Here is a 22,244-nt window from a genome sequence, read left to right as displayed (position 1 = left end):
GCCAAGCCGCTCGGCCCTGACGATCCCCATGCGCGGCCGAAAACAAGGAGACATGCACCGATGACCGAAATCCTGCGCACCCCCGTGACCGACGCCTCCGCCTGGCGCGGAACGGATTATTCCGATCCGGCGGTGTGGACCGTGACGCTGACCGAGGGCCATATCGTCGAACTGACCACGGCTCTGGCATCGGTCAAGGCGGCGGGCGGGACCCTCGGCTTCGCACGCGAAGATTTCCCCCTGCCGACCCTGGGCCCGGTGCTCGACGAGGTCTCCGACGAAATCCAGTACGGCCGGGGATTTCAGGTGATCCGGGGATTGGACCCCAAGCGCTTCGAACTGGACGACCTGAAGATGGTCCTGTGGGGGATCGGTCAATACCTGGGTATCGGCATCATCCAGAACAAACAGGGCGAGCTGATTGGTCAGGTCATGGATCACGGTGACAAGTTCGAGGGCAAGGACCCCTATCTGTCCGGCGTGCGGTTCTACCGCACCTCGCTGGATCTGCCGCCCCATACGGACAGTTGCGACGTGGTCGGCCTGATGTGTGTGCGCAGGGCCAAGACGGGGGGTGAAAGCTCCGTCGTCTCCGCCACGGCCATCTACAACGAAATCCTCAAGACCCGTCCGGACCTGATCGACCCCTTGTGCGGCGGCTTCTATGTCGATCTGGCGTCCAAGACCGGCAACATGACGGAAGTCACCCAACAGCGCATTCCCGTGTTCGCCTATTACGAAGGCGCCCTGGCCTGCCGCTACAATAAGCGGCAGCTTGAACTGGGTGCCGAGAAATCGGGCCATCCCCTGACGCCCTTGCAGCAGGAAGCCATCGACTATTTCCGCGAGCTGTCGCAGCGCCCCGACCTGCGCCTGGACATGATGCTGGAGCGGGGGGATTTCCAGATTCTCAACAACCGCACGACGCTGCATTCCCGCCAAGAGTTCGTGGACCATGCCGAGGCCGACCAGAAACGCCTGATGCTGCGCATCTGGATGATTACTCCGGAAGGCCGCCCGGTGGCGCCGGAAATGCTGAACCTGCTCAACACCGGTCCGCGGGGCGGCGTCGCGGCCCAGCAATAAGAGCACGCATCAAGTGAAGGATGGAGACGTGATGAAGGACGCCGACAAGGCGGCGCCGGGGGCGACTGCGATTTTGGCGGATTTCGCCGCCGGGCTGACGTTCGAGGATCTGCCGAAGGAAGTCGTCGAACATCTGAAGCTGGCCGTGCTCGATGGACTGGCCTGCTGCCTGCATGGCGCCACCCTGCCGTGGACGCGCATGGTCGCAGAGCTGGTCGACCACGACGGCGGCACGCCCGAGGCGTCTTTGATCGGCATGCTGCGTATGGTGCCCGTGGCCAATGCCGTGCTGGTCAACGCCACGGCGGGCCACGCGTTTGAAATGGACGACATTCACCGCGACGCCATTACCCATCCCAATTCCATCGCCGTGCCGGTGGCGCTCAACATGGGCGAACGCCTGTTGGGCACGCGCCGCGCCGGAGTGCCGGGATCGCTGGTCCTGACGGCCATGGCCGCGGGTTACGAAGTCGCCTGCCGGGTCGGGGCTGCCGCCGGGACGGACCTTCTGTTGCGCGGCTTCCACCCCCAGGGCACGGTCGGCCCCCTGGTCGCCGCCGCCACGGCGGCGCGCATGATGGGCCTGGACGCGGCGGTGACGGCCAATGCGCTGGGTATCGCGGGTTCCCTCGGCGCCGGGCTGATGGCGGCCCAGGAAGGGGCAATGGTCAAGCGCCTGCATTCCGGCCGCGCGGCCGAGGCTGGGGTTCGCGGCGCCGAACTGGCCGCCAAGGGCTTCACCGGCATTTCCGACATGGTCGAGGCCGAATACGGTGGGTTCCTCGCCGCCTTCGCCGGCAAGATCAACGTTGAGCGCGTCGTGCAGGGCCTGATGCCCGGCCAGGACATGCAATGGGAAGTGCTGCGCACGGGGTTCAAGCCCCACGCCATGGTGACCAGCATCCACGGCGCCCTCGATGCGCTCCGCGCCGTGATGACGGATAACAATCTGGCCGCCGCCGACATCGCCCGAATCACGGCATATGTCAGCCATCCGACCTATGTCCATTGCGCCTGGCCCTACAAGGCCCAGGGCATTACGGCGGCGCAGATGAACCTGTATTACGGGCTCGCCATGATCGCATTGGACGGCGAAGCCTTCACCGCCCAGTTCACCGAGGACCGCATCAAGGCTCCTGAAGTTCTGAAGTTCATCGAACGTATCGATGCCGAGGTCGATCCCGAGATCGAAGCCCAAGGCCCGGGCGCCCGCCACATGGCGCGGATCACCGTGGTGACCACGGATGGGCGGACGCTGTCTCATACGGAGCGCAACCGCCGCGGCAGTCCGGAAAACCCCGTTTCGGCCACGGATTTGGACCGCAAGTACGATGCGTTGGCGATCCCCGTGCTGGGCGAGGCCAAGGCGGCCAAGGTGAAGGATTTCGTGGCGGGCTTGGACACCGTCGAGGATATCCGCCCGCTGATGAACCTGCTGACGGCGTGATCGGCCGCCGGTGGCGGCAGGGGGGCGATTGGTGTAGAATCGGCCTGCTCATGGGGGATCAACTCTTACGGTGGAGGTCCTGGCCATGCCTGAAGAACGCCGCGCCGCGCGCCGGTTCGATATCACGGAACTGATCTTTGTCTCCTCTTCCAGGGAAACGAGGACAGGGCTGTTACGCGACATTTCCCGGCAGGGTGCCCAGGTCGAATTTTCCGACATCCTGGGCCGGACCCAACACGCCTTTGCCGCCGGTGATGCGGTCAATCTTCGGGTCGACGGGCTGGGCGAATTGCCCGGCGTCATCTCGCGCCTGACGGGCCGGGGCGTGGCCATCGAATTTCGTATCGACGGCGAACGCCAGGAAATGCTGCGGGCGGAAATTCAGGAAGCCTTCGACGCGGCTTGAAACTCAGTACCGCCAGAAATCCCGGTCGAACATCACCAGCAGGGCGAGCACTTCAAGCCGCCCGGCCAGCATGGCCAGGGTCAAAATCCATTTCGCCGCGTCGGGCAGGGGCTCGAACGTGCCGGATGGGCCGATGATCGGCCCCAGGCCCGGACCGACGTTGGTGATGGCGGTCACGGTCGCCGAATAGGCCGTCAGGATATCCAGTTCCAGGAACGATAGCGCCACCGTGAACACGGCGATGGTCGCGACGAACACGGCCAGGAAAGCGAGGATCGAATAGGGCACGTCATCGGGCACGGGGGCGCCGTTGTAGGACAGGGTGATCACCCGGTTCGGGCTGAACAGGCGCTTCACATGGGCGCGCACCAGTTTGTAGAGGATTTGGTGGCGATAGATCTTGATCGCACCCGAGGTCGATCCCGAACAGCCGCCGATGTACATCAAGGCCAGGAACACCCCGACCCCGCCGGGCCCCCAGGTCGTGTAATCGTCGGTGGCGAAGCCCGTGGTGGTGATGACCGAGGTCACGTTGAACGCGGTCAGGGTCAGGGCTTCGGGAAAGGAAATGCCGCGCTCCCAGGTCATCCAGCCGGCCAGGCCGATGCTGACCACGGCCAGCAGGGCGATGAAGCCGCGCACCTGTTCGTCGCTGAACATCTGCTGTGGCGCGCCCCGCGCGGCCTTGATGTACAGATAGAAGGGCACAGCACCAGCGGCCATGAACAGGGTGGCGATCCAGTGCAGGGCCGGGCTCTTGAAAAACCCGAAGGACGCGTCATGGGTCGAATATCCGCCCGTCGACACGGTGGCCATGGCATGGGTCACGGCGTCGAACAGGGACATGCCGAAAATGAAGTACAGGAAAGCGCAAAGCACGGTCAGCAGGGTGTAGAAGGCCATCAGGTAGATGACCATCTGGAACGCGTTGGCGCTGAACTTCTCGCCGGTGTCCGAGCTTTCGATCTTGAACAACTGCATGCCGCCGACGCGCATCAGCGGCAGCATGAGAATCGCCATGGCGATGATCCCGATCCCGCCCAGCCATTGCAGGATCGCCCGCCACAACAGGATGCCCGGCGGCAGGTGATCCAGGCCGGTCAGGATGGTGGACCCCGTGGTGGTGATCCCCGACATGGATTCGAACACGGCGTCGGTCAGGCTGATGCCCAGGCCCAGGAACGGGATCGCCGCGATGGCGGCGACCGTGACCCAGCCCAGGGCCGTGACCAGAAACGCCTGTCGCAGGTTGAGCTTGATGCCGTCCCTGGGCCAGGCGGCGATGGCCAAGGCGAAGCTGATGAAGCCGGTGACCAGGGCCGCCGTGACGAACGGTTTCCAATCCTGGTCGTGGTAGATGGCATCGGTCAGGGCCGGGATGCAAAGAAGCACCGCGACAAAGCAGGACAGCAGACCCAAAAGGTGCACGACGGGCCGAATATTCAGCATCTCGTGACCCTCCTTTAAGGGTCGGCGGAAATGGCCGGGCCGGCGCGGCCTAGTGCAGGGCGGCGACCAGCCCGTCGAACAGGGGCTTGCCGTCGGTGCCGCCAAGCGCGGCCTCGGCCAGACGTTCGGGGTGCGGCATCATGCCCAGCACGTTGCCGGCCTCGTTGACGATGCCGGCGATGTTGTTGCGGCTGCCGTTGGGATTGGCCGCGTCCGCAACCTTGCCCTTGGGGTCGCAGTAGCGGAAGGCGACGCGGCCTTCGCCCTCAAGACGGTCCAGGGTTGCGTCGTCGGCGAAATAATTGCCGTCATGATGGGCGACGGGGATGCGGATCACCTGATCGGCCGTATAGCCGCCGGTAAAGGGGGTATCGGTGTTTTCGACCTTGAGCCACACGTCCTTGCACACGAATTTCAGGCCCGCGTTGCGCATCAAGGCGCCGGGCAGCAGTCCGGCCTCGGTCAGGACCTGAAAGCCGTTGCATATGCCCAACACGGGCACACCCTTGTTGGCGCGCTCCACCACCGTGCGCATGACCGGCGAATTGGCGGCCATCGCGCCGGAACGCAGATAGTCGCCATAGCTGAACCCGCCCGGCACGGCGATCAGATCGACGTCGGGCAATTCGGTGTCGCGGTGCCAATGCATGATGACGTCCGTGCCCGTCACCGCTTCCAGCGCGACCTTCATGTCGCGGTCGCAGTTGGAGCCGGGAAAGACGATGACGGCGGCTTTCGTATTGGTCGGCATGGCGGGGGGTCAGCCTTCGGCGATATCGACGGAAAAGTTCTCGATCACCGTGTTGGCCAAGAGCTTCTGGCACATGGCTTCCACGGATTCCTTGGCCTTGGCGGGGTCGGTTTCGGCCAGTTCCAGTTCGATGTATTTGCCTTGGCGTACGTCGTTGACGCCGTCAAAGCCAAGCCCGGCCAGCGAATGCTGGACGGCCTTGCCTTGCGGGTCGAGAACGCCGGATTTCAGGGTAACGTGGACGCGTGCTTTCATCTTACTGAACGGTCTCCGGTTCCTTGATGTCGACGGGACCCGATTCCGGCAGAATGCCAAGGCGCCGGGCGACCTCCTGATAGGCCTCCGCGACATTGCCGAGGTCGCGGCGGAACCGGTCCTTGTCCATCTTTTCGTTGGTCAGAACGTCCCACAGGCGCATGGAATCGGGGCTGATCTCGTCGGCCAGCACGATGCGCATGTTTTGGTCGTTTTCCCACAGGCGGCCGAATTCCAGCTTGAAATCGACCAGTTTCAGGCCGATGCCCATGAACAGGCCCGACAGGTAGTCGTTGATGCGCAGGGACAGGGCCATGATTTCGTCCATGTCCTGCGGCGTCGCCCAGCCGAAGGCGGTGACGTGTTCCTCGGCGATCAGGGGATCACCCAGTTCGTCCGATTTGTAGCAGTATTCGATGATCGAACGCGGCAGGGCCGTGCCTTCCTCCATGCCGAAGCGCTTGGAGAACGTGCCGGCGGCGACGTTTCGCACGATGATCTCGACCGGGATGATCTCGACCTCGCGGACCAACTGCTCGCGCATGTTCAGGCGCCGCACGAAGTGGGTCGGTACGCCGATCTCGCCGAGGCGGAGCATCAAATACTCGGAAATCCGGTTGTTGAGCACCCCCTTGCCGGTGATGGTGCCCTTTTTCTGGTTGTTGAAGGCGGTTGCGTCGTCCTTGAAGTACTGGACGATGGTGCCGGGTTCCGGGCCCTCGAAAAGGACCTTTGCCTTGCCTTCGTAAATCTGTCTGCGTCTTGCCATGGGTTTGTGCCCTCGTGAAGTTCCCCTTTGTGGTCGCTCCGAAATGGGGCGTGGCCTGCGGGGGGGGGGTTAGACGCACCATATAGCAGCGTCGGAGAGCCCGCTCAACAGAATAGGGGATCAGTCGGTGATTGGCCGGAATCCGCCGGGCCGCGGCCGCTCGGGACAGAACAGCCATTGGGGTTTCAGGGCCGGATCGAAGGGTTTGGGCAGGGCGATCAGCGACGACGACACGGTTTCGAACCCGAAATCCGTGGTGAAAGCCATGGAATCGCGCTCGCCGCCGCCCTGCCATTCCTTGAAATCCGACATCAAGGCCACCCAGGCGTCCCATCCGTTGGCACCTTTGGCCGGGTCCGGCGGGGGGGCGGCTTCGAACAGGGGGCGGTAGTGGCCGATGCGCGCCGAGGTATCGTCGTTCAGATCATAAGCCGTGATCATCGACAGGCCCGGACGAATTTCCTGAACGGAAACCTTGGAATCCCGGCCGTTGCCGGAAATCCAGAAGGCGCGGTTCACGTCGCCGACGATCAGGTTGAACGACCGATAGGCGCTGCCGTCGAGATGGGCCAAGGCCTCGGCGGCTTCGGCGGCCTCGCCGTGGCTCAGGGCTTCCAGGGGCAATTCGCCGCGCGACCGTTTGCCGGCTTCCTGGCCCAGCGATCCGTGGCGGTTCAAAACGCCGGCCACCATGCGGTCGTCGTTGACGCCCAGCCAGGTGCCGCCGGCGGTTCTGTCCCGCCCGGCGGTGACATGGGGAGCATCCGGCCAATGGCGGCCCGGCGGGTCGGAAAGCCGCTCTGCCATTTCGTCGCGGTTGGCGGCGACGATCAGTGGCCAGTCATGGCCCGGGCGGCGTAGAATGACGAGTGTGCACATAATTGTTACATAAGGCCTGCGAACAGATTGCGCCAGCAGTTGCGCCGGATGTTGCGGTGACGCGCCAACCCGCGTAAATAAGCCCAGCGAAACTCATTACTCATTGGCCAGAACGGGAGCCCAGGACATGTCTGACGCCTTCAAGGACCGGGAAAAAGGTTACGAAGCCAAGTACCAGTTGGACGAAGAACAGCGGTTCAAGGCGGAATCCCGGCGCAACAAGCTGCTGGGTCTGTGGCTGGCCGAGGCTTTCGGGCTGAAGGGCTCCGACGCCGACGCCTATGCCCGCGAAGTGGTTCTGGCCGATCTGGACGAGCCCGGTGTCGACGATGTGGTGCGCAAGGTCATGGGCGATATCGAAACGCGCGGCCTCGCGATCACCGAAGAGCAGATCCGGCGCAAGCTCGAAGACCTGCTGCACACCGCGGCTGAGCAGATCAAAAGCGAATAATTTCCTCACGGTTTTTGCCGGGTTATCGGCCGTCGCCTTTTAGGTGACGGTGCACCAGTTCCGCGTCCGCCGCGCCCCGCGACGGCAGGTTCAGGCTGCTTGAATGCCCGAAGCAGCGGATCTGTCCGTCCGCCGCCATTTCGACGAAGCCCGCCGATACGGGTTTGAGCGGGCGCAGTTCGCCCGCCACCCAACTATGGGTGAATTCGTGGGGGAACAGCACGGGGGCCTCGCCCCGCGCCGACGTGAACACGATGTATTTCATGGGAAAGCCGGGCAGAGGCGTTGGCTGGTCCGGCATTCCGCGTCATCCGCTCTATTCGCTGAACACCCGGCGGAACACCGTATCGACCTGGGCCGTGTGATAGGCCAGGGACGAGACCTCGAACAGCGCGTTCAGTTCCTCGGGCGTCAACAGCTTCTTGATGTCCGTGTCCCGTTCCAGGAAGAACATCAGGCGGTTGTCGTAGGACTGCGCCTCTTCGTCCTCGGCGTCCAGATGGGCCGGCTTGTCCGGATCGTCCGGATCGATGCCGAAGCTTTTCCACACGCGCATGGCGTTGCGCTGCACGATGCGATAGGCGTCCTCTCGGGAAACCCCTTTCTGCGTCAGGAACAGCAGCACCCGTTGGGCATCGTGGATACCGCCGAACTTGTCGATATGTTCCTTCATGTTGGCCGGATAGATGACCAGCTTTTCGACCACGCTGGCCAGCCGCGCCAGGGCGAAATCAAGGGTCACCGTGGCGTCGGGGCCGATCATGCGCTCGACCGAGGAATGGGAGATGTCGCGTTCGTGCCACAGCGCCACGTTTTCGAGCGCCGGGACCACGGCCATGCGCACGATGCGCGCCAGGCCGGTCAGGTTTTCCGTCAGGATCGGGTTGCGCTTGTGCGGCATGGCGCTGGAACCCTTTTGCCCCGGCGCGAAATATTCCTGGGCCTCGCGCACTTCCGTGCGCTGCATGTGGCGGATTTCCGTGGCCAGGTTTTCCATGGACGCGGCGACCACGCCCAGCGTCGCGAAGAACATGGCGTGGCGGTCGCGGGGGATCACCTGGGTCGAAATCGGCTCCGGCGACAGGCCCATCTTCTCGGCCACGTATTCCTCGACGAAGGGGTCGATGTTGGCGAAGGTGCCGACGGCGCCGGAAATGGCGCAGGTCGCGATTTCGTCGCGGGCGTTTTCCAGGCGCCAGCGGGCGCGCTGGAATTCCGCATAAAACCGCGCCAGCTTCAGGCCCACGGTCGTCGGCTCCGCATGGATGCCGTGGCTGCGGCCCATGACCGGGGTCATCTTGTGTTCAAGGGCGCGGGTCTTCAGCGCCGCCAGAACCTTGTCGATATCGTCGAGCAGGATCGTCGCCGCCTGCTTCAACTGCACGGCCAGGCAGGTGTCCAAAACGTCCGACGAGGTCATGCCCTGGTGGACGAAGCGGGCGTCGTCGCCGATATGCTCCGCCAGTTCCGTGGTGAAGGCGATGACGTCGTGCTTGGTCTCGCGCTCGATCTCGTCGATGCGGTCGATGCGCGCGCCGTCATAGGGCTTGTTGCCCTTTTCCCAGACGGTCTGGGCGGCCTCTTTCGGGATCACGCCCAACTGGGCCTGCGCGTCGCAGGCATGGGCCTCGATCTCAAACCAGATGCGGAACTTGTTGGCGGGCTCCCAAATGGCGGCCATCTGGGGGCGGGAATAGCGCGGGATCATGGAAACTCCGTTTCAGGCGGGAAATTATAGTCTGGACGGCGGCGCGGACAAGCGGACATGCCAGACTGGGGCGGATTTGAAAAGACCCGACCGTTGATTTCCCCGAATTTACGGCATTCCGGGATATATTCAGGCCATGGATGACCTCAGCACCCCCGCCGATCTTCCGGTGATTCCCCTGGTTGACGCCGGGCAAGGCGGCCCGCCCGCCGTGGCCGAGGCCGAACGGGCGCGGTTCACGGACCTGTTCCGCGCGGGCCGCGACCATTACGGCCCTCTGTTCCTGGGCCTGGGTGACCGGCTGACCAAACGCTGGCTCGCCGATTGCCCGACGCCCTACCGCGCCGATCTGGACGCCTGCGCGGCCCAATTGGACCACGCCGGGGTCTACATGCTGAACCTCAGCTATGAATGGTCGTGCACCACGGCCGTGGGCTGCCCGCCGTCGGGCCGCGGCAACCGCATGCTGCGCACGCTCGATTGGCCGCTCCACGGCCTGGGCCGCAACGTCGTCGTCGCGCGGCAGGCGGGCGGCGCGGGGGGCTGGCTCAACGTCACCTGGCCGGGGTTCGTGGGCGTGGCCACGGCGATGGCGCCGGGGCGCTTCGCGGCGGCGCTCAACCAGCCGCCCATGGAGACATGCACCACCAGCTGCTGGCTCGACTGGGCGATCGAGCGGACCCGGGTGTGGCGGCGGCGCCTGATGCCGCCGACGCATCTGCTGCGCCTGGCCTTCGAGACCTGTTCAACCTATGACGCGGCGAAAACCCTGCTGACCGAAACGCCGATCGCGGTGCCGGCCTTCTTTTCTCTGTCGGGAACGGCGCCCCATGAAGGCTGCGTCATCGAGCGCACGGAAACCGACGCCTTCATCCGCGACGGCGGCAGCGCCACCATCGCCAATCACTGGGTCGCGGGGCCCTTCACGGGCCGTTTACGGGGCTTCGACAGTCCAGGCCGCTTCGCCCGGATGGAAGCCTGCCGGGACGGGGTCGAAGACGGTTTCGACTGGGTCGTCCCACCGATCCTCAACCCGACCACGCGGCTTGCCGTGACCGCCAACGCGGCCACGGGGGGGGTGCGGGTGCGCGGATACGAGGCCGCGGGGGCCGCGACCCGGGACTTCACCCTGTGACTTAGGTCATTGACGGTCGGGCCCGGGTTATTAGACTGCCGGTCCCGGGGGGGCTCCTGGAATTGCGTGTCGCAAATTGAGGAGACATCCATGAATCTGTTCACGTTGCTGAAGGGGCGCGCGGCCGAAGGCCGTCCGATCCGCGTCGGCCTGATCGGCGCCGGGAAATTCGGCTCCATGTATCTGGCCCAGGCGCCGAAGACGCCGGGCGTGCACGTCGCGGGCGTGGTCGACCTCAGCCCCGCCAACGCGCGGGCCAATCTGGACCGGGTCGGCTGGTCGGCGGCGCGCACCAACGTGGCCTCGCTCGACGCCGCCGTGGCGTCGGGGCAGACGTTCCTGTCCGACGACTGGCAGGCCCTGATCAACCATCCCGCGATCGACATCATCGTCGAATGCACGGGCAATCCCGTGGCGGCCGTCGATCACTGCCTGGCCGCCTTCGCCGCCGGCAAGCATGTCGTCAACGTCACGGTCGAGGCCGATGCCTTCTGCGGCCCGCTGCTGGCGGCCAAGGCCGGGGACGCCGGGGTGATCTATTCCCTGGCTTACGGCGATCAGCCGGCGCTGGCGTGTGAGCTGGTCGACTGGGCGCGTACGGCGGGCTTTCCCGTGGTCGCCGCCGGGCGCGGCCACAAATGGCTGCCGCATTTCCGGGAATCGACGCCGGATACCGTATGGGACCATTGGGGGTTGAGCGCCGAACAGGCCCAGGCCGGGGGCCTCAATCCCAAGATGTTCAACGCCTTCCTCGACGGCTCCAAACCGGCGATTGAGACCGCCGCCATCGCCAACGCGACGGGCCTGGAAGCGCCCGAGGATGGCCTCGCCTTTCCGCCCGGCTCCATCGACGACATCCCGACCCTGATGCGCCCCCGCGACGAAGGCGGCGTTCTGGAAAAGAAGGGCCTGGTCGAGGCCGTCGCCTCCCTGCGGCCCGACGGCACGCCGATCCCCCACGATATCCGCAAGGGGGTCTGGGTCTGCGTCGAGGCCGATACGGACTACATCCGCCGCTGTTTCGAGGAATATCAGGTCACCACCGACCCCTCGGGCCGCTACATGTGCAACTACAAGAAATGGCACATGATCGGCCTGGAACTTGGTCTTTCCGTCGCCTCCATCGGCCTGCGCGGCGAGCCCACGGGCGTCGCCACCTGTTTCAACGCCGATGTGGTGGCGACGGCCAAGCGCGCCCTGGCCCCCGGTGACATGCTCGACGGCGAAGGCGGGGCGACCGTGTTCGGCAAGCTGCAGCCGGCGGCCAAATCCATGGCCGACGGGCGCCTGCCGCTGGGCCTCGCCCATCAGCTGAAGGTCGTCCGCCCCGTGGCCAAGGACACCATGCTGACCTGGGACGACGTCGCCGTGGACGAAAGCCTGAGCGCCACACAGATCCGCCGCGAGATGGAAGCCATGTTCGGCGGCGGCGTGGCGGGAACACGCCTGGCGGGCTGACTGTCGGCGCATTCCTGCGACCTGTCAGGATGCGGTCACCCTGTGGGCCTAGAACGGGGGAAGCTTGAAGGGGGACTCATGGAACAACATTTGCCTGACGACGGGGGGAGCATCCCCAAGACCGTTCGCCGCCTGGTCGAGGAAAAGGGCTCGGCCGTCTCGACCATTTCGCCCGACGACCTGGCGGTCGACGCTGCCCGCATGATGGCGGAAGAAAAGATCGGCGTGCTGGTCTGCTGCGACGACCCGACCATCGTCTCGGGCGTGATTTCCGAACGCGACATCGTGCGCGTGTTCGCCGAACACCCGGAAGGGGTCGGCTCCATGCTGGTCCACGACGTGATGACCAAGGACGTCCGGACCTGTCACATGGACGACGAGATTTCGACGGCCATGGCGATCATGCAGCAGGGCGGGTTCCGCCATCTGCCCGTCGTCGACGACGGCCGCCTGCGCGCCCTGATCAGCGCCACCGACATCCTGATGTTCTACATGAAATACGCCAGCCTCAACGACCGCCAGGTGATCCTGGCGATCATCCTGGAATCCGGGCTGGTCTATCCGGGCGGGTGAGGGGGGCTGTTTTCAGTTCTTAAGCGGCGGTGTTATGTGCCGAGGGAAGATTGCAGTATTTAGCCATGAGCCGACATTCCTTAATCTTGCAACCGGTGATCATCCCGGCTTGTTTCATCGCCGTCGTATCGGACATTCTGGCAGAGGCATTACGAATGTGGGCGGTCAAGGCGCTCAGATATCGGCAATCATCTTGTCGATGACATCGTAACCGCGGTACCCCTCAATCAAATTAAATCCTGAGAACATCTCGTATACAAAGCTGCATAGCGGTCTTGATTCATCGTACCCGGGACTCGACCGCCTCAGCGAAAGCAGAATCAGTTCAAGACGCTTGAAGAAGTCGAAGAGATTCTCGTCGTCGATCGAGTAATTATGCAGCACGAATTCGATTTGCTTCGCTAGCATCTCCAAGTTCAGGATGATCTCACGGAATTCCGGTGTGTCGTCACTCATCTGGTTTTCAAATGCATAGAAACCTTCATCCGCCTCCCGCCCACCCGAGAATGCTTCTTTGAAGGCTTTGGGTGTCATCAGGTTTTCGATGGTATCTAGGTCTGTCTGTAGGTCGCGGCGACCGCCCTTAATGCTTGCAATAACTACCTGACACAGGATGTTCTTTTTGATTCTATTGTACATCTTCGAAAGACTATTTTTAAGAATGCGCCGTTTTCGATGTTCTGGAAGATAAACTACAAGCCAGTAAAAGAAGAATGAGACAAGTCCACCCGTGAGCACATTCGTTGCCACTGAATAGACATCTTTCCACCAGCATGGCTTTGAGAGTGGAGAAAATTCGATGCCAAAGAGACCCACAAGTAGGATAATGTCGAGAGCCAGCCATAGCATGACCCTCTCCGCCAATTTCATCAGTTTCGTTGACGTAGTACTTTTTAATGCCATCTGATATCCCCGCTTGTATCAGTTCTCCAAGTATATCGTGGCACTCGTGTTGAATGTCGATAAAGACTGCTTCGGGTCAAAAGCGGCCACCTACCACCAACAAACGAAACGTCCGCTTTTGCCGCGAACGACCGCGCCGCGCTGGTTAACGCGCCGCCGGGTGGGGGGCGTCGGCATAGGCGGACGAGTCGTAGGACTTGGTGCCGTCGAGCGGGTCCAGCCAATAGCCGGAGCTGATGATCTCGATCGTCATGACGTTGTCGCCGGCCGGCGTGGCGCGCACGATCCACACGACCTCGGCGGCTTCGGGAAAGGACGTGCCGGCCAGTTGGTCGCCGTAGAGCCGGTGCAGCACGGCGTCGGGCTCCATGCCGTCGGCGAGCAGGCGGACGACGAAGGTCTCGTCCGGCGCCGGGGTCAGCAGCACCTTGGCGGCGGCGTTCACGGCGGTCACTTCAAGTTCGACGCGGACCGCGTCGGGTTTCGGGAACAGGTTGGGAAAGGCCGCGTAGAGCAGGCCGCCGACCGTGAACAGGCGCTCGTGGAGGGCGGAATTGGAATATTCCTCCCACAGCTTTTCCTCCTGCATCTCGCCGGCGATGTTGCGCATCTGGCCGTCGCGCAGCACGTCGCTCATGTCGTGCTTGAGCACCTGATAGGCGGCTTCCTCGGGTTCCAGGCCCTGCAGGGCGAGGATACACATCTCGCGCTTGTCGTCGTCGCTGAGGCCGCTCTGGTCGCCGTATTCCAGGGCGTCGAGCAGGGCGGCGTAGTGGTCGACGGTGCGCGCCCCCTCGATCTCCATGATGTTGGAGAAACTGAGGACCCGAACCCGAAATTCCGTTTTCATCCTGCGTCCGCCCTGTTCTGCGCGAATTGATCCTGCCCGACTGTATAGCAGGCGATGGGGGGAAGGGCGCTCAATGGCCGACGGTTTCCTCACCCTCGCCGCCGAACCGGGTGGCGGCCCAGCCGATGGCCAGGCCGACCACCGCCCCCTCGGCGACGAACCACCAGGGCGAGGCGAGCGGGCTGCCGAAGCCGAAGATGTTGATCAGCACGGCTTCCATGAAATCATAGGCGAAGAAGGTCAGGACAAAGTTCATCCAGGCGCCCAGGATCGTCGAACGCGCCCACCAGGGCAGCGGCAGATGCAGCACCGGATGCCAGGTAAATATCCCCGCCATCCCGATGATCGCGCCCAGGGTCGTGTACCAGAACAGGATGCCGAACCGCACCAGCCAGCCCACGTCGGCCATGAAATAGGGAAAGCTGAGAAAGCCGGCGAGCCCGACCAGAAAGCCGAGCGCCTTGCCGATGGCGATGCGGGTGACGAGGGACGGGCGGTCGAACATGGGCGGGGCCTCCATCGATGTGACGAAGAACCAGCCTAGCACCCCGGCGGGGGCCTGCCTTGATCTGGGTTAAGTCTGCAGGCGATCAGGTATAGGGATGAAAGCCCGGCCGTTCCATGGTGAACAGGGTGTCGGCGGTCACTTCCGAATAGTCCTGATAGCCCATGCGCGCGATGGGGTGCAGCTTGCCGATGTCGATCTGGCCGTTGTCCATGATCAGGTCGTCGGCGATATGAACGCCCACGACCTCGCCGAACACCACGGTGTAAAGGTGTTCGCCCTTGGTGTTGGGCAGTTCCACCGACTGCACGACCTTGCATTCGAATTGGATCGGCGATTCCTTGACGCGCGGCGGCTTGACCAGGGTGGACGCGATGGGCGTCAACCCGGCCAGCGCCATTTCGTCCTGATCCGGGCCCAGGTCGGCGGAGGTCTGGTTCATGGCCTCGCGCGTGTCCCAGGTCGCGAAGTTGTGCACGAACTCGCCGGTTTCCAGCGCGTTGCGCAGGGAATCCTTGCGGCCGTCGGTCCCTTCGATGCGGCTGGCGCCGGCCGAGAACATGACCGTCGGCGGGTTGTAGGCGACGCCGTTGAAAAAGCTGTAGGGCGCCAGGTTCACGTTGCCCGCCTTGTCGACGGTGGTGATCCAGCCGATGGGCCGGGGCACGACCAGGCTATTGAAGGGGTTCTTGGCCAGACCGTGGCCGTCCTTGGGCTCGTAAAACATGGGGGTTTCCTTATAGGCTGGAGCGCGTGAGCGTCAGAGGCGGGCTTTGCGGTATAACCCATACCATACAAGACCTGCCGCCTGCATCCCGGCGACGATCAGGAAGGCCGTGCGGTATCCTTCGGGCGCGAAATGGCCGGGGGTCGGTTCGGGCCATTGATAGATGATTTCGCCGATCCCCCATTGCACGGCGAAGGCGCCGAAGAACACCATGACGTTAAGCCCGGTGACGACCCGCCCGGTCAATTCCTTGGGGAAGGTCTGGGACAGCACCGTATAGGGCAGGATGCCGAAGGTCCCGAACAGGCCGAAGGCGTACCACACGGGCGTCGTATCCTCGAACGGGTCGAGGGCGATGACCGTCAGCGCAATGGTGAACATGATCATGCCGAACACGGACACGGCCATGGTGCGGATGCCCATGCGGGCCAGCCGGTCGGCGATCCCGCCCATGGACACGAAGCCGAGCACCATGAAGGCGGCGATGAACAAAAGCCCCGTCGCCATTTCCGACTGTTCCAGGCCCGCGACGTCGCGCAGCCAGGGCCCGGACCATAGGGACTGCACGCCCAGATACCCGCTTTGCACCAGGACCGAGGCCGGGGCCACCCGCTTGAACGCCGGGTCTGCGAACACGCGCTTGATGCCGTTCACCATCTCGCCCAGGGTTTCCGTGCTTTCCGTGCGGTCGCGCTTGGGCACGGCCAGGAACAGATAGGCCGCCGCCGTCAGCGTGACCGCGGCCAGAATGAAGAATACGCCGCGCCAATCGGTGAACGACAGGGCCATTTCAACGGGCTTGGTCGCGGTCAATGCCCCCATGCCGCCGAACGCCATGTGGATGCCGGTGACCAGCGACTGGCGCTGCGCCGGCACCCAATGGGAATAGGCCTTGAACGCCGCCATCAGGCAGGCCGAGGTGCCGAAGCCGATCATCGCCCGGCCGACGACCAGGCCCGGCGTGCTGCCGGCCATGCCGAACACCAGGGCGCCGGCGGCGGCGACCACCAGAAGCGCTGCCTCGACCTTCCTGGGGCCATATCGGTCCAACAGAATGCCGAGCGGCAGTTGGAATGCCGCGAAGGCGAAGAAATTGGCGCTGGTCAAAAGCCCCAGGTCCGCCGCCGTCAGGCCGAGGTCGGCGATCAGGTTGGGCGCGATCACGGCATTCACCACCCGGAACAGGTAGCTCAGGAAATAGCCGAAGGCGAAGGGAAGAAAGACCTGAAAGACGATCATGGATGGGCCTATATTATCGTTGAATTCCCGCCGGGAGGCCACCGGCGGGGGCGGAGACCTTGCGCCAAACCTGTGCCGAAGGCAAGCGTAGGGCGGGAAAACATACATAGGTAGGAAACACATGGGGCCTGGCGGCGGCTTTCCCTACGGCGACTGGGAACGGGACATTCAGGCGATCAGCGATTGGCTGGTGGCCGAGGCCCTGGGCCGTGTCCAGGTGCGTCCCTTGTTGGCCGGATTGTGCGATGCCCTGAACGCGGCCGGGCTGCCGGTTTTGCGTGCCATTTCGGCGCTCAGCACGTTGCACCCCATGTATGTGGCGCATACCTATACCTACGTGCGCGGGCGGGGCAACGTGACGTCGGATATTCCGCATGGTGCGCATAACACCGACGCTTGGCAGAAAAGCCCCCTGAAAACCATGTTCGACAACGACGTCACGGAATGCCGCTTCGACCTGACCGATGACAAGCAGGTGACGCCCTATCCCCTGTTGGGCGAGGCACGGGATTTGGGCGGCACCGATTACGTCGGCTTCCTCACGCCCTTCGTCACGGGGGTGGAGGTGCCGGATTCCGTCCATAACCTTGATGGTCTGATGACGTCCTGGGTCACCGACCGGCCCGAGGGCTTCGCGGCCAAGCACCTGCGCGCGCTGCGCCGTCTGGTGCCGCGCTTCGCGCTGGCGGCCAAGCTGGCCAAGCGTGAGGAGACGGCGCTTAACATCGTCACTGCATATATGGGCCGGGATGCCGGCTGTCGGGTGCTGAACGGCCAGATCAAGCTGGGCGACGGCCAGGTCATTCCCTCCGTCATCTGGTATTCGGACATGCGCAATTCGACGGAGCTGTGCGAAAGCCTGAGCCATGGCGAGTATCTTGCCGTGCTCAACCAGTATTTCGCCTGCACGGCGGGGGCGGTGATGGAGGGCGGTGGCGAGGTTCTGCGTTTCGTCGGCGACGCGGTGCTGGCGATCTTCCCGATCGGCGAGGACGGCGGCTACAGTCCCGAGGAAGCCTGCGCCAAGGCCCTGGCGGCGGCCGGTCGGGCCGAGGAAAAGCTGGAAAAGATCAACGCGGAACGCCGCGCAGAGGGCCATCCGGAACTGGATTTCGGGCTCGGCCTGCATGTCGGCGAGGTCATGTACGGCAACATCGGCGTGCCCGCGCGGGTCGAATTTTCGGTCACCGGCCCGGCGGCGAACGAGGTTGCGCGGCTGGAAAACCTGACCAAGGAAACGGGCAACCGGGTCGTTGTTTCGGCACGCTTTTCCCAACATCTGGACGTCGACTGGCGGCCTCTGGGCGCGCATCGCCTGCGGGGTGTTTCCGGCGAACAGGAAGTGTTTGCGCCGCCCAAAGCGGGCTGATAAAGCAAATCCGGGAGCAAGAAACTGGGCATCAACAAAAACGGCAACGGGACGGGATATTGGCATGGGGCCAAGCGCTTCATGCGTTACAAGCTCCTGGTCCCCATGAAACGCAGCCCGCATTCGCCGGAATACACCGCGCGCGGCGTGTTCTGGGGCGTGTTCTGGGGCCTGACGCCCCTGGTCGGCATCCAGATGCCCCTCGTCACCGCCCATTGGCTGCTGTTCCGTCTGCACCCCAAGACCAGCTTCCACCTGATCCAGGGTCTGGCCTGGGTGTGGATTTCCAATGTCTTCACCATGGTGCCCATGTATTACGGCTTCTACGTCACCGGGCAGGTGATGCTGGGCCGGATCAGGCATGTATCGGGCTACGACTCCTTCGCCAAGCTGTTCAATTTCGACGCCTGGCAGGAAGAGACGTTTTGGGAAACCGTGGCCCATTATTTCGAATATGTCTGGGAGCAGTTCGGCCTGCCGCTGGCTATCGGCTGGATCCCCTGGGCGCTGATCGGTGGATGGGCCGGCTACAGGCTGTCGCTGAAGATCATTCGCGATCGCCGCCAGCGCATCCTGGCCAAACGCCTGCGCGAGTCCTTGGCGGTGGACGACACGGCCCCGAGCGCCTAGGCGCGGGGGTCTTTCGCGATCTCGGTTTCCTGCTCCATCCGGCGTTCCCTGACCACCGTCTCGATCTTATGGCGGAAGTCGGCGTCGTCCTCGGACAGCCTGTTGAAATCATCCTTGGCCAAGCGCAACAGCCTGCAATCGGTCAGGCAATGGACGCGGACCAGCCGGGGCGTGTCGCGGTACAGCGCCATTTCGCCGAAGAATTCACCGGCGCCCATGTCGATGGTGCGGCCCGGCAGGTGGACGCGCACGGTGCCGCTCAGGATGAAATACATGGCATTCGCCGGATCACCCTTGGTGAACACGGTGCTGCCCGCCGGCAGGCGGCGGGATTGCAGCCGGCGGACGATCTGTTCGATCTGCACCGGGCCCAGGTGGGAAAACGCCGGGACGCCCGACACCATGCCGAACGAGATGACGAAATCGCGCTGGTGGATGTCGCGGGAAAAGGCGGAGGCGATGATGCCGATGGGAATGGCGAACATGCCGAGCCCGAAGATCATCATGGCCCCGCCGACAATTTTGCCCAGCACCGTGATCGGCACGACATCGCCGTAGCCGACCGTGGTCAAGGTCGCCAAGCCCCACCACATGGCATGGGGGATCGAGGCGAATTTGTCCGGCTGGACCGCGTGTTCCAGGTGAAAGACGATGGTCGAACAGACCACCAGTAGCCCCAGCATGACGATCAAGGCGGCCCCCAGGGCCCGCCCTTCCTCGGCCAGGACGCGCATCAAGGTATTCAGGCCCGGTGAATAGCGCGCCAGCTTCAGCATGCGGAGCAGGCGGAAAACCCGGAGCACGCGCAGGTCCGCCGCGGGAATGAACAGCGACAGGTAGAAGGGCGCAATCGCCAGCAGATCGATCAGCAGGTAAGGGCCCATGGCGAAGCGCAGGCGGCCGAGAAAGGCGCCGTGGCGGGCAACCGGCGGATGTTCGACGGCGACCCACAGCCGAGCCAGATATTCAACCGTGAACACGGCGACGGAGACACGGTCGAACATGAGAAACAACTGGCCATGTGCGACGTCCAGACCGGGCACCGTCTCCAGAATCACCGCCAGCACGTTGGCGACGATTAAGGTGACCATGGCGATATCGAACACCCGCGACCCGGGGTGATCCGGGTGGCTGGCCTCGATCAGGTAATAGATCCGGCGCCGAATGGTCACAATCATCTGCCTTGTTCCATTGCGCAAAGATGCTTGCGCCAGCCTATCTTCTGTCGGCGTGCCGTGGATTGACCGACGTCAATCAAAGATAGCCCATGTCGCGGAACGAGGTATGTCCCGACTTGGCGATGATCAAATGGTCGTGCAGGACGATGCCCATGCTTTGCGCGGCGTCTGCGACCTGGCGGGTCATGTCGATGTCGGCCTGGGACGGCGTCGGGTCGCCGGACGGATGATTGTGAACCATGATCAGGGCGGCGGCCTGCAGTTCCAGCGCCCGCTTGACGACCTCGCGCGGGTACAGCGGCGTGTGGTCGATGGTGCCGCGCCATTGCACCTCGTCCTTGATCAATGCGTTCTTGCGGTTGAGGTAGAGAACCCGGAATTGTTCACGGCCTTCGCGGCTCATGGCCGTGCGGCAGTATTTCAGAAGCTTGTCCCAGTTGCTTAGGACCGGTGCCGAGGCCAGTTCGTCGCGGGCCAGGCGTTCGGCCGCCGCCGCCACGGTTTTCAGCGCAACGACAACCGCGTCGCCGGCCCCCGGCACCTGGTGGATCAGCGATGCTTCGGCCGTCACCACCCCGGCGAACGATCCGAAACGGTCCAGCAGGTCCTTGGCCAAGGGCTTGACGTCGCGTCGGGGCAGGGCCTGAAACAGCAGCAGTTCCAGCAGTTCGTAATCGGGCAGTTGGTCGCCCCCGGTTTTGAGAAACCGGTCCTTCAGGCGTTGGCGATGGCCGTGGAAATGCGGGGTCTTGGCCGCGTCGGGGGCCGCGTCAGGCTGTTCGTCGTCGCCCGTCGCCACCGCCCCGCCCCGGATCAGACCTTGTAGGGCGGCCGGTCCAGGCCGTTGGGCGACAGGGTGAAAACCTCGAACCCGTCCGCCGTCACGCCGATGGAATGTTCGAACTGGGCCGAGAGCGACCGGTCCTTGGTCACGGCGGTCCAGCCGTCGGCCAGGATTTTCACGTCGAACTTGCCGGCGTTGATCATCGGCTCGATGGTGAAGAACATGCCTTCATGCAGGACGTCGCCGTCGCCGGCGCGGCCGAAATGCATGATGTTGGGCGCGTCGTGGAACACCTTGCCCAGGCCGTGGCCGCAGAAATCGCGGACCACGGAATAACGCCGGGCCTCGGCATAATTCTGGATCGCCTGGCCGGTGTCGCCCAGGCGGGCCCCCGGGCGCACCATGTTGATGCCTTCCCACATGGCCTCGAAGGTGGTGTCGACCAGCTTTTCCGCCTTCACCTTGGGCTTGCCGACATGGAACATGCGCGACGTGTCGCCGTGCCAGCCGTCGACGATGGTGGTGACGTCGATGTTGATGCAGTCGCCGTCCTCCAGCACTTTGGGCCCGGGAATGCCGTGGCAGACCACATGGTTGACCGAGGTGCAGATGGATTTCGGGAAACCGCGATAATTCAGCGGGGCCGCGATGGCGCCGTGATCGGCGATGAACTGGTGGCAAAGCTCGTCCAGGCGCTCCGTCGTCACGCCCGGTTGAACATGGAACGTGATCATATCGAGCGTTTCCGCCGCGAGACGGCCGGCCGCGCGCATACCCGCGAAGCCCTCGGGCCCGTGGATCTTGATCTGACGACCGTCACGGGACGGCACGGTTTTGACGATCTCTTTCATGGCGTCTCAAATAAGCGGTAAATTCGAAAAGGCAACTCAGATGTCGTGTATCGCGACCGTTTTATCAGACCTTATCCGCAGGCGCGACCAGTTCCGCGTGTGCACCCTTAAGGCGTGACCGGCACGGGGTCGCTCAACGAAATGTCTTCGGGCGTGACGGCGCAGCGGTAACACAGAACCTCGATCCCCTTCATGCGCGCCTCTTCCAGGCCGTCCGCATAGGCCGGGTCGATGTCGCCGGCGATCTCGAAGCGGTTGCCGTCCTCGCGCTGAACCAGATAAAGCATCACCGCGCGATGGCCCTGGGAGACCATGTCGGCCAGTTCGACCAGGTGCTTGGCACCGCGTGAGGTCACGCCGTCGGGAAATTCCAGCGGCCCGTCATCCAGGTTTCGGCGCATGGTGACGTTCTTGATCTCGACGTAGCACAAGCCCTTCTTGGGGTCTTCCAGCAGGATGTCGATGCGGGAATTCTGGCCGTATTTGACCTCGCGACGCAGGGTTTTGTAGCCGGTTAGTTCAGGCACTTTTTCGGCCTCGATGGCTTCGGCGACGATGGCGTTGGGCAGGGCCGTGTTGATGCCGACCAGTGTCTCGCCGATGCGGATCAGTTCCCAGGTCCATTTCAGCTTGCGGTCCGGGTTGGCGGCCGGGCTGATCCAGACTTCCGCCCCCGGCTCGTTGACCGACAGCATCGATCCCGAATTGGCGCAATGGGCGGTGACGACGGTGCCGTCTTTCAGGGTCACGTCGGCCATGAAGCGCTTGTAGCGCTTGACCAGGGTGCCTTTGACGAGGGGAGCGTGAAACTTCATGGCCGGAAAGCTACTCCCCGCCTCGG

At 63.7% G+C, this 22,244-nt stretch carries 25 protein-coding genes; 9 read left to right on the top strand and 16 right to left on the bottom strand.

Annotation, left to right across the window (positions count from 1 at the left end):
* The first annotated feature begins 60 nt into the window (after positions 1–60).
* The 3 genes from KFF05_15030 (at position 61) to KFF05_15020 (ending at position 2,939) form a co-directional block, all read left to right on the top strand.
* A complete protein-coding gene (locus KFF05_15030) occupies positions 61–1,086 on the top strand; it encodes a TauD/TfdA family dioxygenase (GenBank protein UTW51211.1) in 1,026 nt (341 codons plus the stop codon).
* A gap of 31 nt (positions 1,087–1,117) precedes the next feature.
* The gene (locus KFF05_15025; GenBank protein ID UTW51210.1) at positions 1,118–2,533 is read left to right on the top strand and encodes an MmgE/PrpD family protein; all 1,416 of its coding nucleotides are present in this window, start codon (positions 1,118–1,120) and stop codon (positions 2,531–2,533) included.
* A gap of 85 nt (positions 2,534–2,618) precedes the next feature.
* A complete protein-coding gene (locus tag KFF05_15020; protein UTW51209.1) occupies positions 2,619–2,939 on the top strand; it encodes a PilZ domain-containing protein in 321 nt (106 codons plus the stop codon).
* 3 nt (positions 2,940–2,942) lie between these two features.
* Here the strand turns inward: KFF05_15020 and KFF05_15015 are convergent, their stop codons facing one another.
* The 5 genes from KFF05_15015 to KFF05_14995 all read right to left on the bottom strand — a co-directional run bounded on the left by KFF05_15015 (position 2,943) and on the right by KFF05_14995 (position 7,042).
* Positions 2,943–4,388 carry a TrkH family potassium uptake protein gene (locus KFF05_15015; GenBank protein ID UTW51208.1) on the bottom strand — a complete coding sequence of 482 codons (1,446 nt, stop codon included), beginning with the start codon at positions 4,386–4,388 and terminating at the stop codon, positions 2,943–2,945.
* A gap of 49 nt (positions 4,389–4,437) precedes the next feature.
* On the bottom strand, positions 4,438–5,139 hold the full coding sequence (gene purQ, locus KFF05_15010; protein UTW51207.1) for a phosphoribosylformylglycinamidine synthase subunit PurQ: 702 nt from the start codon (positions 5,137–5,139) through the stop codon (positions 4,438–4,440).
* A 9-nt stretch (positions 5,140–5,148) separates the two neighbouring features.
* On the bottom strand, positions 5,149–5,394 hold the full coding sequence (purS, locus tag KFF05_15005; protein UTW51206.1) for a phosphoribosylformylglycinamidine synthase subunit PurS: 246 nt from the start codon (positions 5,392–5,394) through the stop codon (positions 5,149–5,151).
* A 1-nt stretch (position 5,395) separates the two neighbouring features.
* Positions 5,396–6,163, bottom strand: coding sequence for a phosphoribosylaminoimidazolesuccinocarboxamide synthase (locus tag KFF05_15000; protein UTW51205.1), 768 nt, complete (start codon positions 6,161–6,163; stop codon positions 5,396–5,398).
* A 120-nt stretch (positions 6,164–6,283) separates the two neighbouring features.
* The gene (locus KFF05_14995) at positions 6,284–7,042 is read right to left on the bottom strand and encodes an NRDE family protein (GenBank protein UTW51204.1); all 759 of its coding nucleotides are present in this window, start codon (positions 7,040–7,042) and stop codon (positions 6,284–6,286) included.
* 127 nt (positions 7,043–7,169) lie between these two features.
* On the opposite strand from KFF05_14995, the gene KFF05_14990 reads away from it, so the two are divergent.
* The gene (locus tag KFF05_14990) at positions 7,170–7,493 is read left to right on the top strand and encodes a DUF1476 domain-containing protein (protein UTW51203.1); all 324 of its coding nucleotides are present in this window, start codon (positions 7,170–7,172) and stop codon (positions 7,491–7,493) included.
* Between the two features lie 22 nt (positions 7,494–7,515).
* Here the strand turns inward: KFF05_14990 and KFF05_14985 are convergent, their stop codons facing one another.
* Together KFF05_14985 and KFF05_14980 are read right to left on the bottom strand one after the other, a co-directional pair.
* Entirely contained in the window at positions 7,516–7,794 is a 279-nt protein-coding gene (locus KFF05_14985) for a hypothetical protein (GenBank protein UTW51202.1), read from the bottom strand.
* A 15-nt stretch (positions 7,795–7,809) separates the two neighbouring features.
* The gene (locus tag KFF05_14980) at positions 7,810–9,201 is read right to left on the bottom strand and encodes an adenylosuccinate lyase (GenBank protein ID UTW51201.1); all 1,392 of its coding nucleotides are present in this window, start codon (positions 9,199–9,201) and stop codon (positions 7,810–7,812) included.
* 136 nt (positions 9,202–9,337) lie between these two features.
* On the opposite strand from KFF05_14980, the gene KFF05_14975 reads away from it, so the two are divergent.
* The 3 genes from KFF05_14975 (at position 9,338) to KFF05_14965 (ending at position 12,367) form a co-directional block, all read left to right on the top strand.
* Positions 9,338–10,336 (top strand): hypothetical protein, encoded by a 999-nt coding sequence (locus tag KFF05_14975; GenBank protein UTW51200.1) that lies wholly within the window; start codon positions 9,338–9,340, stop codon positions 10,334–10,336.
* 90 nt (positions 10,337–10,426) lie between these two features.
* Positions 10,427–11,794 (top strand): Gfo/Idh/MocA family oxidoreductase, encoded by a 1,368-nt coding sequence (locus KFF05_14970; GenBank protein ID UTW51199.1) that lies wholly within the window; start codon positions 10,427–10,429, stop codon positions 11,792–11,794.
* Between the two features lie 78 nt (positions 11,795–11,872).
* A complete protein-coding gene (locus KFF05_14965; protein UTW51198.1) occupies positions 11,873–12,367 on the top strand; it encodes a CBS domain-containing protein in 495 nt (164 codons plus the stop codon).
* A 174-nt stretch (positions 12,368–12,541) separates the two neighbouring features.
* On the opposite strand, the gene KFF05_14960 is transcribed toward KFF05_14965, so the two are convergent.
* The 5 genes from KFF05_14960 to KFF05_14940 form a co-directional block, all read right to left on the bottom strand.
* Positions 12,542–13,216, bottom strand: a complete 675-nt coding sequence (locus KFF05_14960; protein ID UTW51197.1) for a hypothetical protein — start codon at positions 13,214–13,216, stop codon at positions 12,542–12,544.
* Between the two features lie 199 nt (positions 13,217–13,415).
* On the bottom strand, positions 13,416–14,120 hold the full coding sequence (locus KFF05_14955) for a hypothetical protein (GenBank protein UTW51196.1): 705 nt from the start codon (positions 14,118–14,120) through the stop codon (positions 13,416–13,418).
* Positions 14,121–14,190: 70 nt separating this feature from the next.
* A complete protein-coding gene (locus KFF05_14950; GenBank protein ID UTW51195.1) occupies positions 14,191–14,625 on the bottom strand; it encodes a hypothetical protein in 435 nt (144 codons plus the stop codon).
* 85 nt (positions 14,626–14,710) lie between these two features.
* A complete protein-coding gene (locus tag KFF05_14945; GenBank protein ID UTW51194.1) occupies positions 14,711–15,352 on the bottom strand; it encodes a flavin reductase family protein in 642 nt (213 codons plus the stop codon).
* Between the two features lie 33 nt (positions 15,353–15,385).
* Positions 15,386–16,591 carry an MFS transporter gene (locus KFF05_14940; protein ID UTW51193.1) on the bottom strand — a complete coding sequence of 402 codons (1,206 nt, stop codon included), beginning with the start codon at positions 16,589–16,591 and terminating at the stop codon, positions 15,386–15,388.
* A gap of 121 nt (positions 16,592–16,712) precedes the next feature.
* Between KFF05_14940 and KFF05_14935 the strand changes: the two genes are divergently transcribed.
* Together KFF05_14935 and KFF05_14930 are read left to right on the top strand one after the other, a co-directional pair.
* Positions 16,713–17,960, top strand: a complete 1,248-nt coding sequence (locus KFF05_14935) for an adenylate/guanylate cyclase domain-containing protein (protein ID UTW51192.1) — start codon at positions 16,713–16,715, stop codon at positions 17,958–17,960.
* An 81-nt stretch (positions 17,961–18,041) separates the two neighbouring features.
* The gene (locus KFF05_14930; protein UTW51191.1) at positions 18,042–18,590 is read left to right on the top strand and encodes a DUF2062 domain-containing protein; all 549 of its coding nucleotides are present in this window, start codon (positions 18,042–18,044) and stop codon (positions 18,588–18,590) included.
* Here KFF05_14930 and KFF05_14925 read toward each other — a convergent pair.
* From KFF05_14925 to sfsA, 4 genes are all read right to left on the bottom strand, one after another.
* The gene (locus KFF05_14925) at positions 18,587–19,768 is read right to left on the bottom strand and encodes an ion transporter (GenBank protein ID UTW51190.1); all 1,182 of its coding nucleotides are present in this window, start codon (positions 19,766–19,768) and stop codon (positions 18,587–18,589) included. The two genes, KFF05_14930 and KFF05_14925, sit on opposite strands and share 4 nt — an antisense overlap.
* 76 nt (positions 19,769–19,844) lie before the next feature.
* Entirely contained in the window at positions 19,845–20,585 is a 741-nt protein-coding gene (radC, locus tag KFF05_14920) for a DNA repair protein RadC (GenBank protein ID UTW53739.1), read from the bottom strand.
* On the bottom strand, positions 20,582–21,403 hold the full coding sequence (gene map / locus KFF05_14915) for a type I methionyl aminopeptidase (GenBank protein ID UTW51189.1): 822 nt from the start codon (positions 21,401–21,403) through the stop codon (positions 20,582–20,584). Before map ends, radC begins: the two co-directional genes overlap by 4 nt.
* Before the next feature lie 107 nt (positions 21,404–21,510).
* A complete protein-coding gene (gene sfsA / locus KFF05_14910) occupies positions 21,511–22,218 on the bottom strand; it encodes a DNA/RNA nuclease SfsA (GenBank protein ID UTW51188.1) in 708 nt (235 codons plus the stop codon).
* Between the last annotated feature and the right edge of the window lie 26 nt (positions 22,219–22,244).

Source organism: bacterium SCSIO 12827 (assembly GCA_024397995.1).
Taxonomy (GTDB): domain Bacteria; phylum Pseudomonadota; class Alphaproteobacteria; order Rhodospirillales; family Casp-alpha2; genus UBA1479.
Note: the sequence above shows the minus strand (reverse complement) of the source record. Positions and strands in the feature narration are given on the sequence as shown.

Coding starts and splice junctions, on each gene's coding strand:
- KFF05_14990 (UTW51203.1), top strand. CDS start 7,170: ATGTCTGACGCCTTCAAGGACCGGGAAAAAGGTTACGAAGCCAAGTAC.
- KFF05_14940 (UTW51193.1), bottom strand. CDS start 16,591: ATGATCGTCTTTCAGGTCTTTCTTCCCTTCGCCTTCGGCTATTTCCTG.
- KFF05_14925 (UTW51190.1), bottom strand. CDS start 19,768: ATGATTGTGACCATTCGGCGCCGGATCTATTACCTGATCGAGGCCAGC.
- KFF05_15030 (UTW51211.1), top strand. CDS start 61: ATGACCGAAATCCTGCGCACCCCCGTGACCGACGCCTCCGCCTGGCGC.
- KFF05_14945 (UTW51194.1), bottom strand. CDS start 15,352: ATGTTTTACGAGCCCAAGGACGGCCACGGTCTGGCCAAGAACCCCTTC.
- KFF05_14950 (UTW51195.1), bottom strand. CDS start 14,625: ATGTTCGACCGCCCGTCCCTCGTCACCCGCATCGCCATCGGCAAGGCG.
- KFF05_15020 (UTW51209.1), top strand. CDS start 2,619: ATGCCTGAAGAACGCCGCGCCGCGCGCCGGTTCGATATCACGGAACTG.
- KFF05_14975 (UTW51200.1), top strand. CDS start 9,338: ATGGATGACCTCAGCACCCCCGCCGATCTTCCGGTGATTCCCCTGGTT.
- map (UTW51189.1), bottom strand. CDS start 21,403: ATGAAAGAGATCGTCAAAACCGTGCCGTCCCGTGACGGTCGTCAGATC.
- KFF05_14985 (UTW51202.1), bottom strand. CDS start 7,794: ATGCCGGACCAGCCAACGCCTCTGCCCGGCTTTCCCATGAAATACATC.
- KFF05_14935 (UTW51192.1), top strand. CDS start 16,713: ATGGGGCCTGGCGGCGGCTTTCCCTACGGCGACTGGGAACGGGACATT.
- sfsA (UTW51188.1), bottom strand. CDS start 22,218: ATGAAGTTTCACGCTCCCCTCGTCAAAGGCACCCTGGTCAAGCGCTAC.
- KFF05_15025 (UTW51210.1), top strand. CDS start 1,118: ATGAAGGACGCCGACAAGGCGGCGCCGGGGGCGACTGCGATTTTGGCG.
- KFF05_15015 (UTW51208.1), bottom strand. CDS start 4,388: ATGCTGAATATTCGGCCCGTCGTGCACCTTTTGGGTCTGCTGTCCTGC.
- purQ (UTW51207.1), bottom strand. CDS start 5,139: ATGCCGACCAATACGAAAGCCGCCGTCATCGTCTTTCCCGGCTCCAAC.
- purS (UTW51206.1), bottom strand. CDS start 5,394: ATGAAAGCACGCGTCCACGTTACCCTGAAATCCGGCGTTCTCGACCCG.
- KFF05_14955 (UTW51196.1), bottom strand. CDS start 14,120: ATGAAAACGGAATTTCGGGTTCGGGTCCTCAGTTTCTCCAACATCATG.
- KFF05_14995 (UTW51204.1), bottom strand. CDS start 7,042: ATGTGCACACTCGTCATTCTACGCCGCCCGGGCCATGACTGGCCACTG.
- KFF05_14930 (UTW51191.1), top strand. CDS start 18,042: ATGCGTTACAAGCTCCTGGTCCCCATGAAACGCAGCCCGCATTCGCCG.
- KFF05_14980 (UTW51201.1), bottom strand. CDS start 9,201: ATGATCCCGCGCTATTCCCGCCCCCAGATGGCCGCCATTTGGGAGCCC.
- KFF05_14965 (UTW51198.1), top strand. CDS start 11,873: ATGGAACAACATTTGCCTGACGACGGGGGGAGCATCCCCAAGACCGTT.
- KFF05_14960 (UTW51197.1), bottom strand. CDS start 13,216: ATGCTATGGCTGGCTCTCGACATTATCCTACTTGTGGGTCTCTTTGGC.
- KFF05_14970 (UTW51199.1), top strand. CDS start 10,427: ATGAATCTGTTCACGTTGCTGAAGGGGCGCGCGGCCGAAGGCCGTCCG.
- KFF05_15000 (UTW51205.1), bottom strand. CDS start 6,163: ATGGCAAGACGCAGACAGATTTACGAAGGCAAGGCAAAGGTCCTTTTC.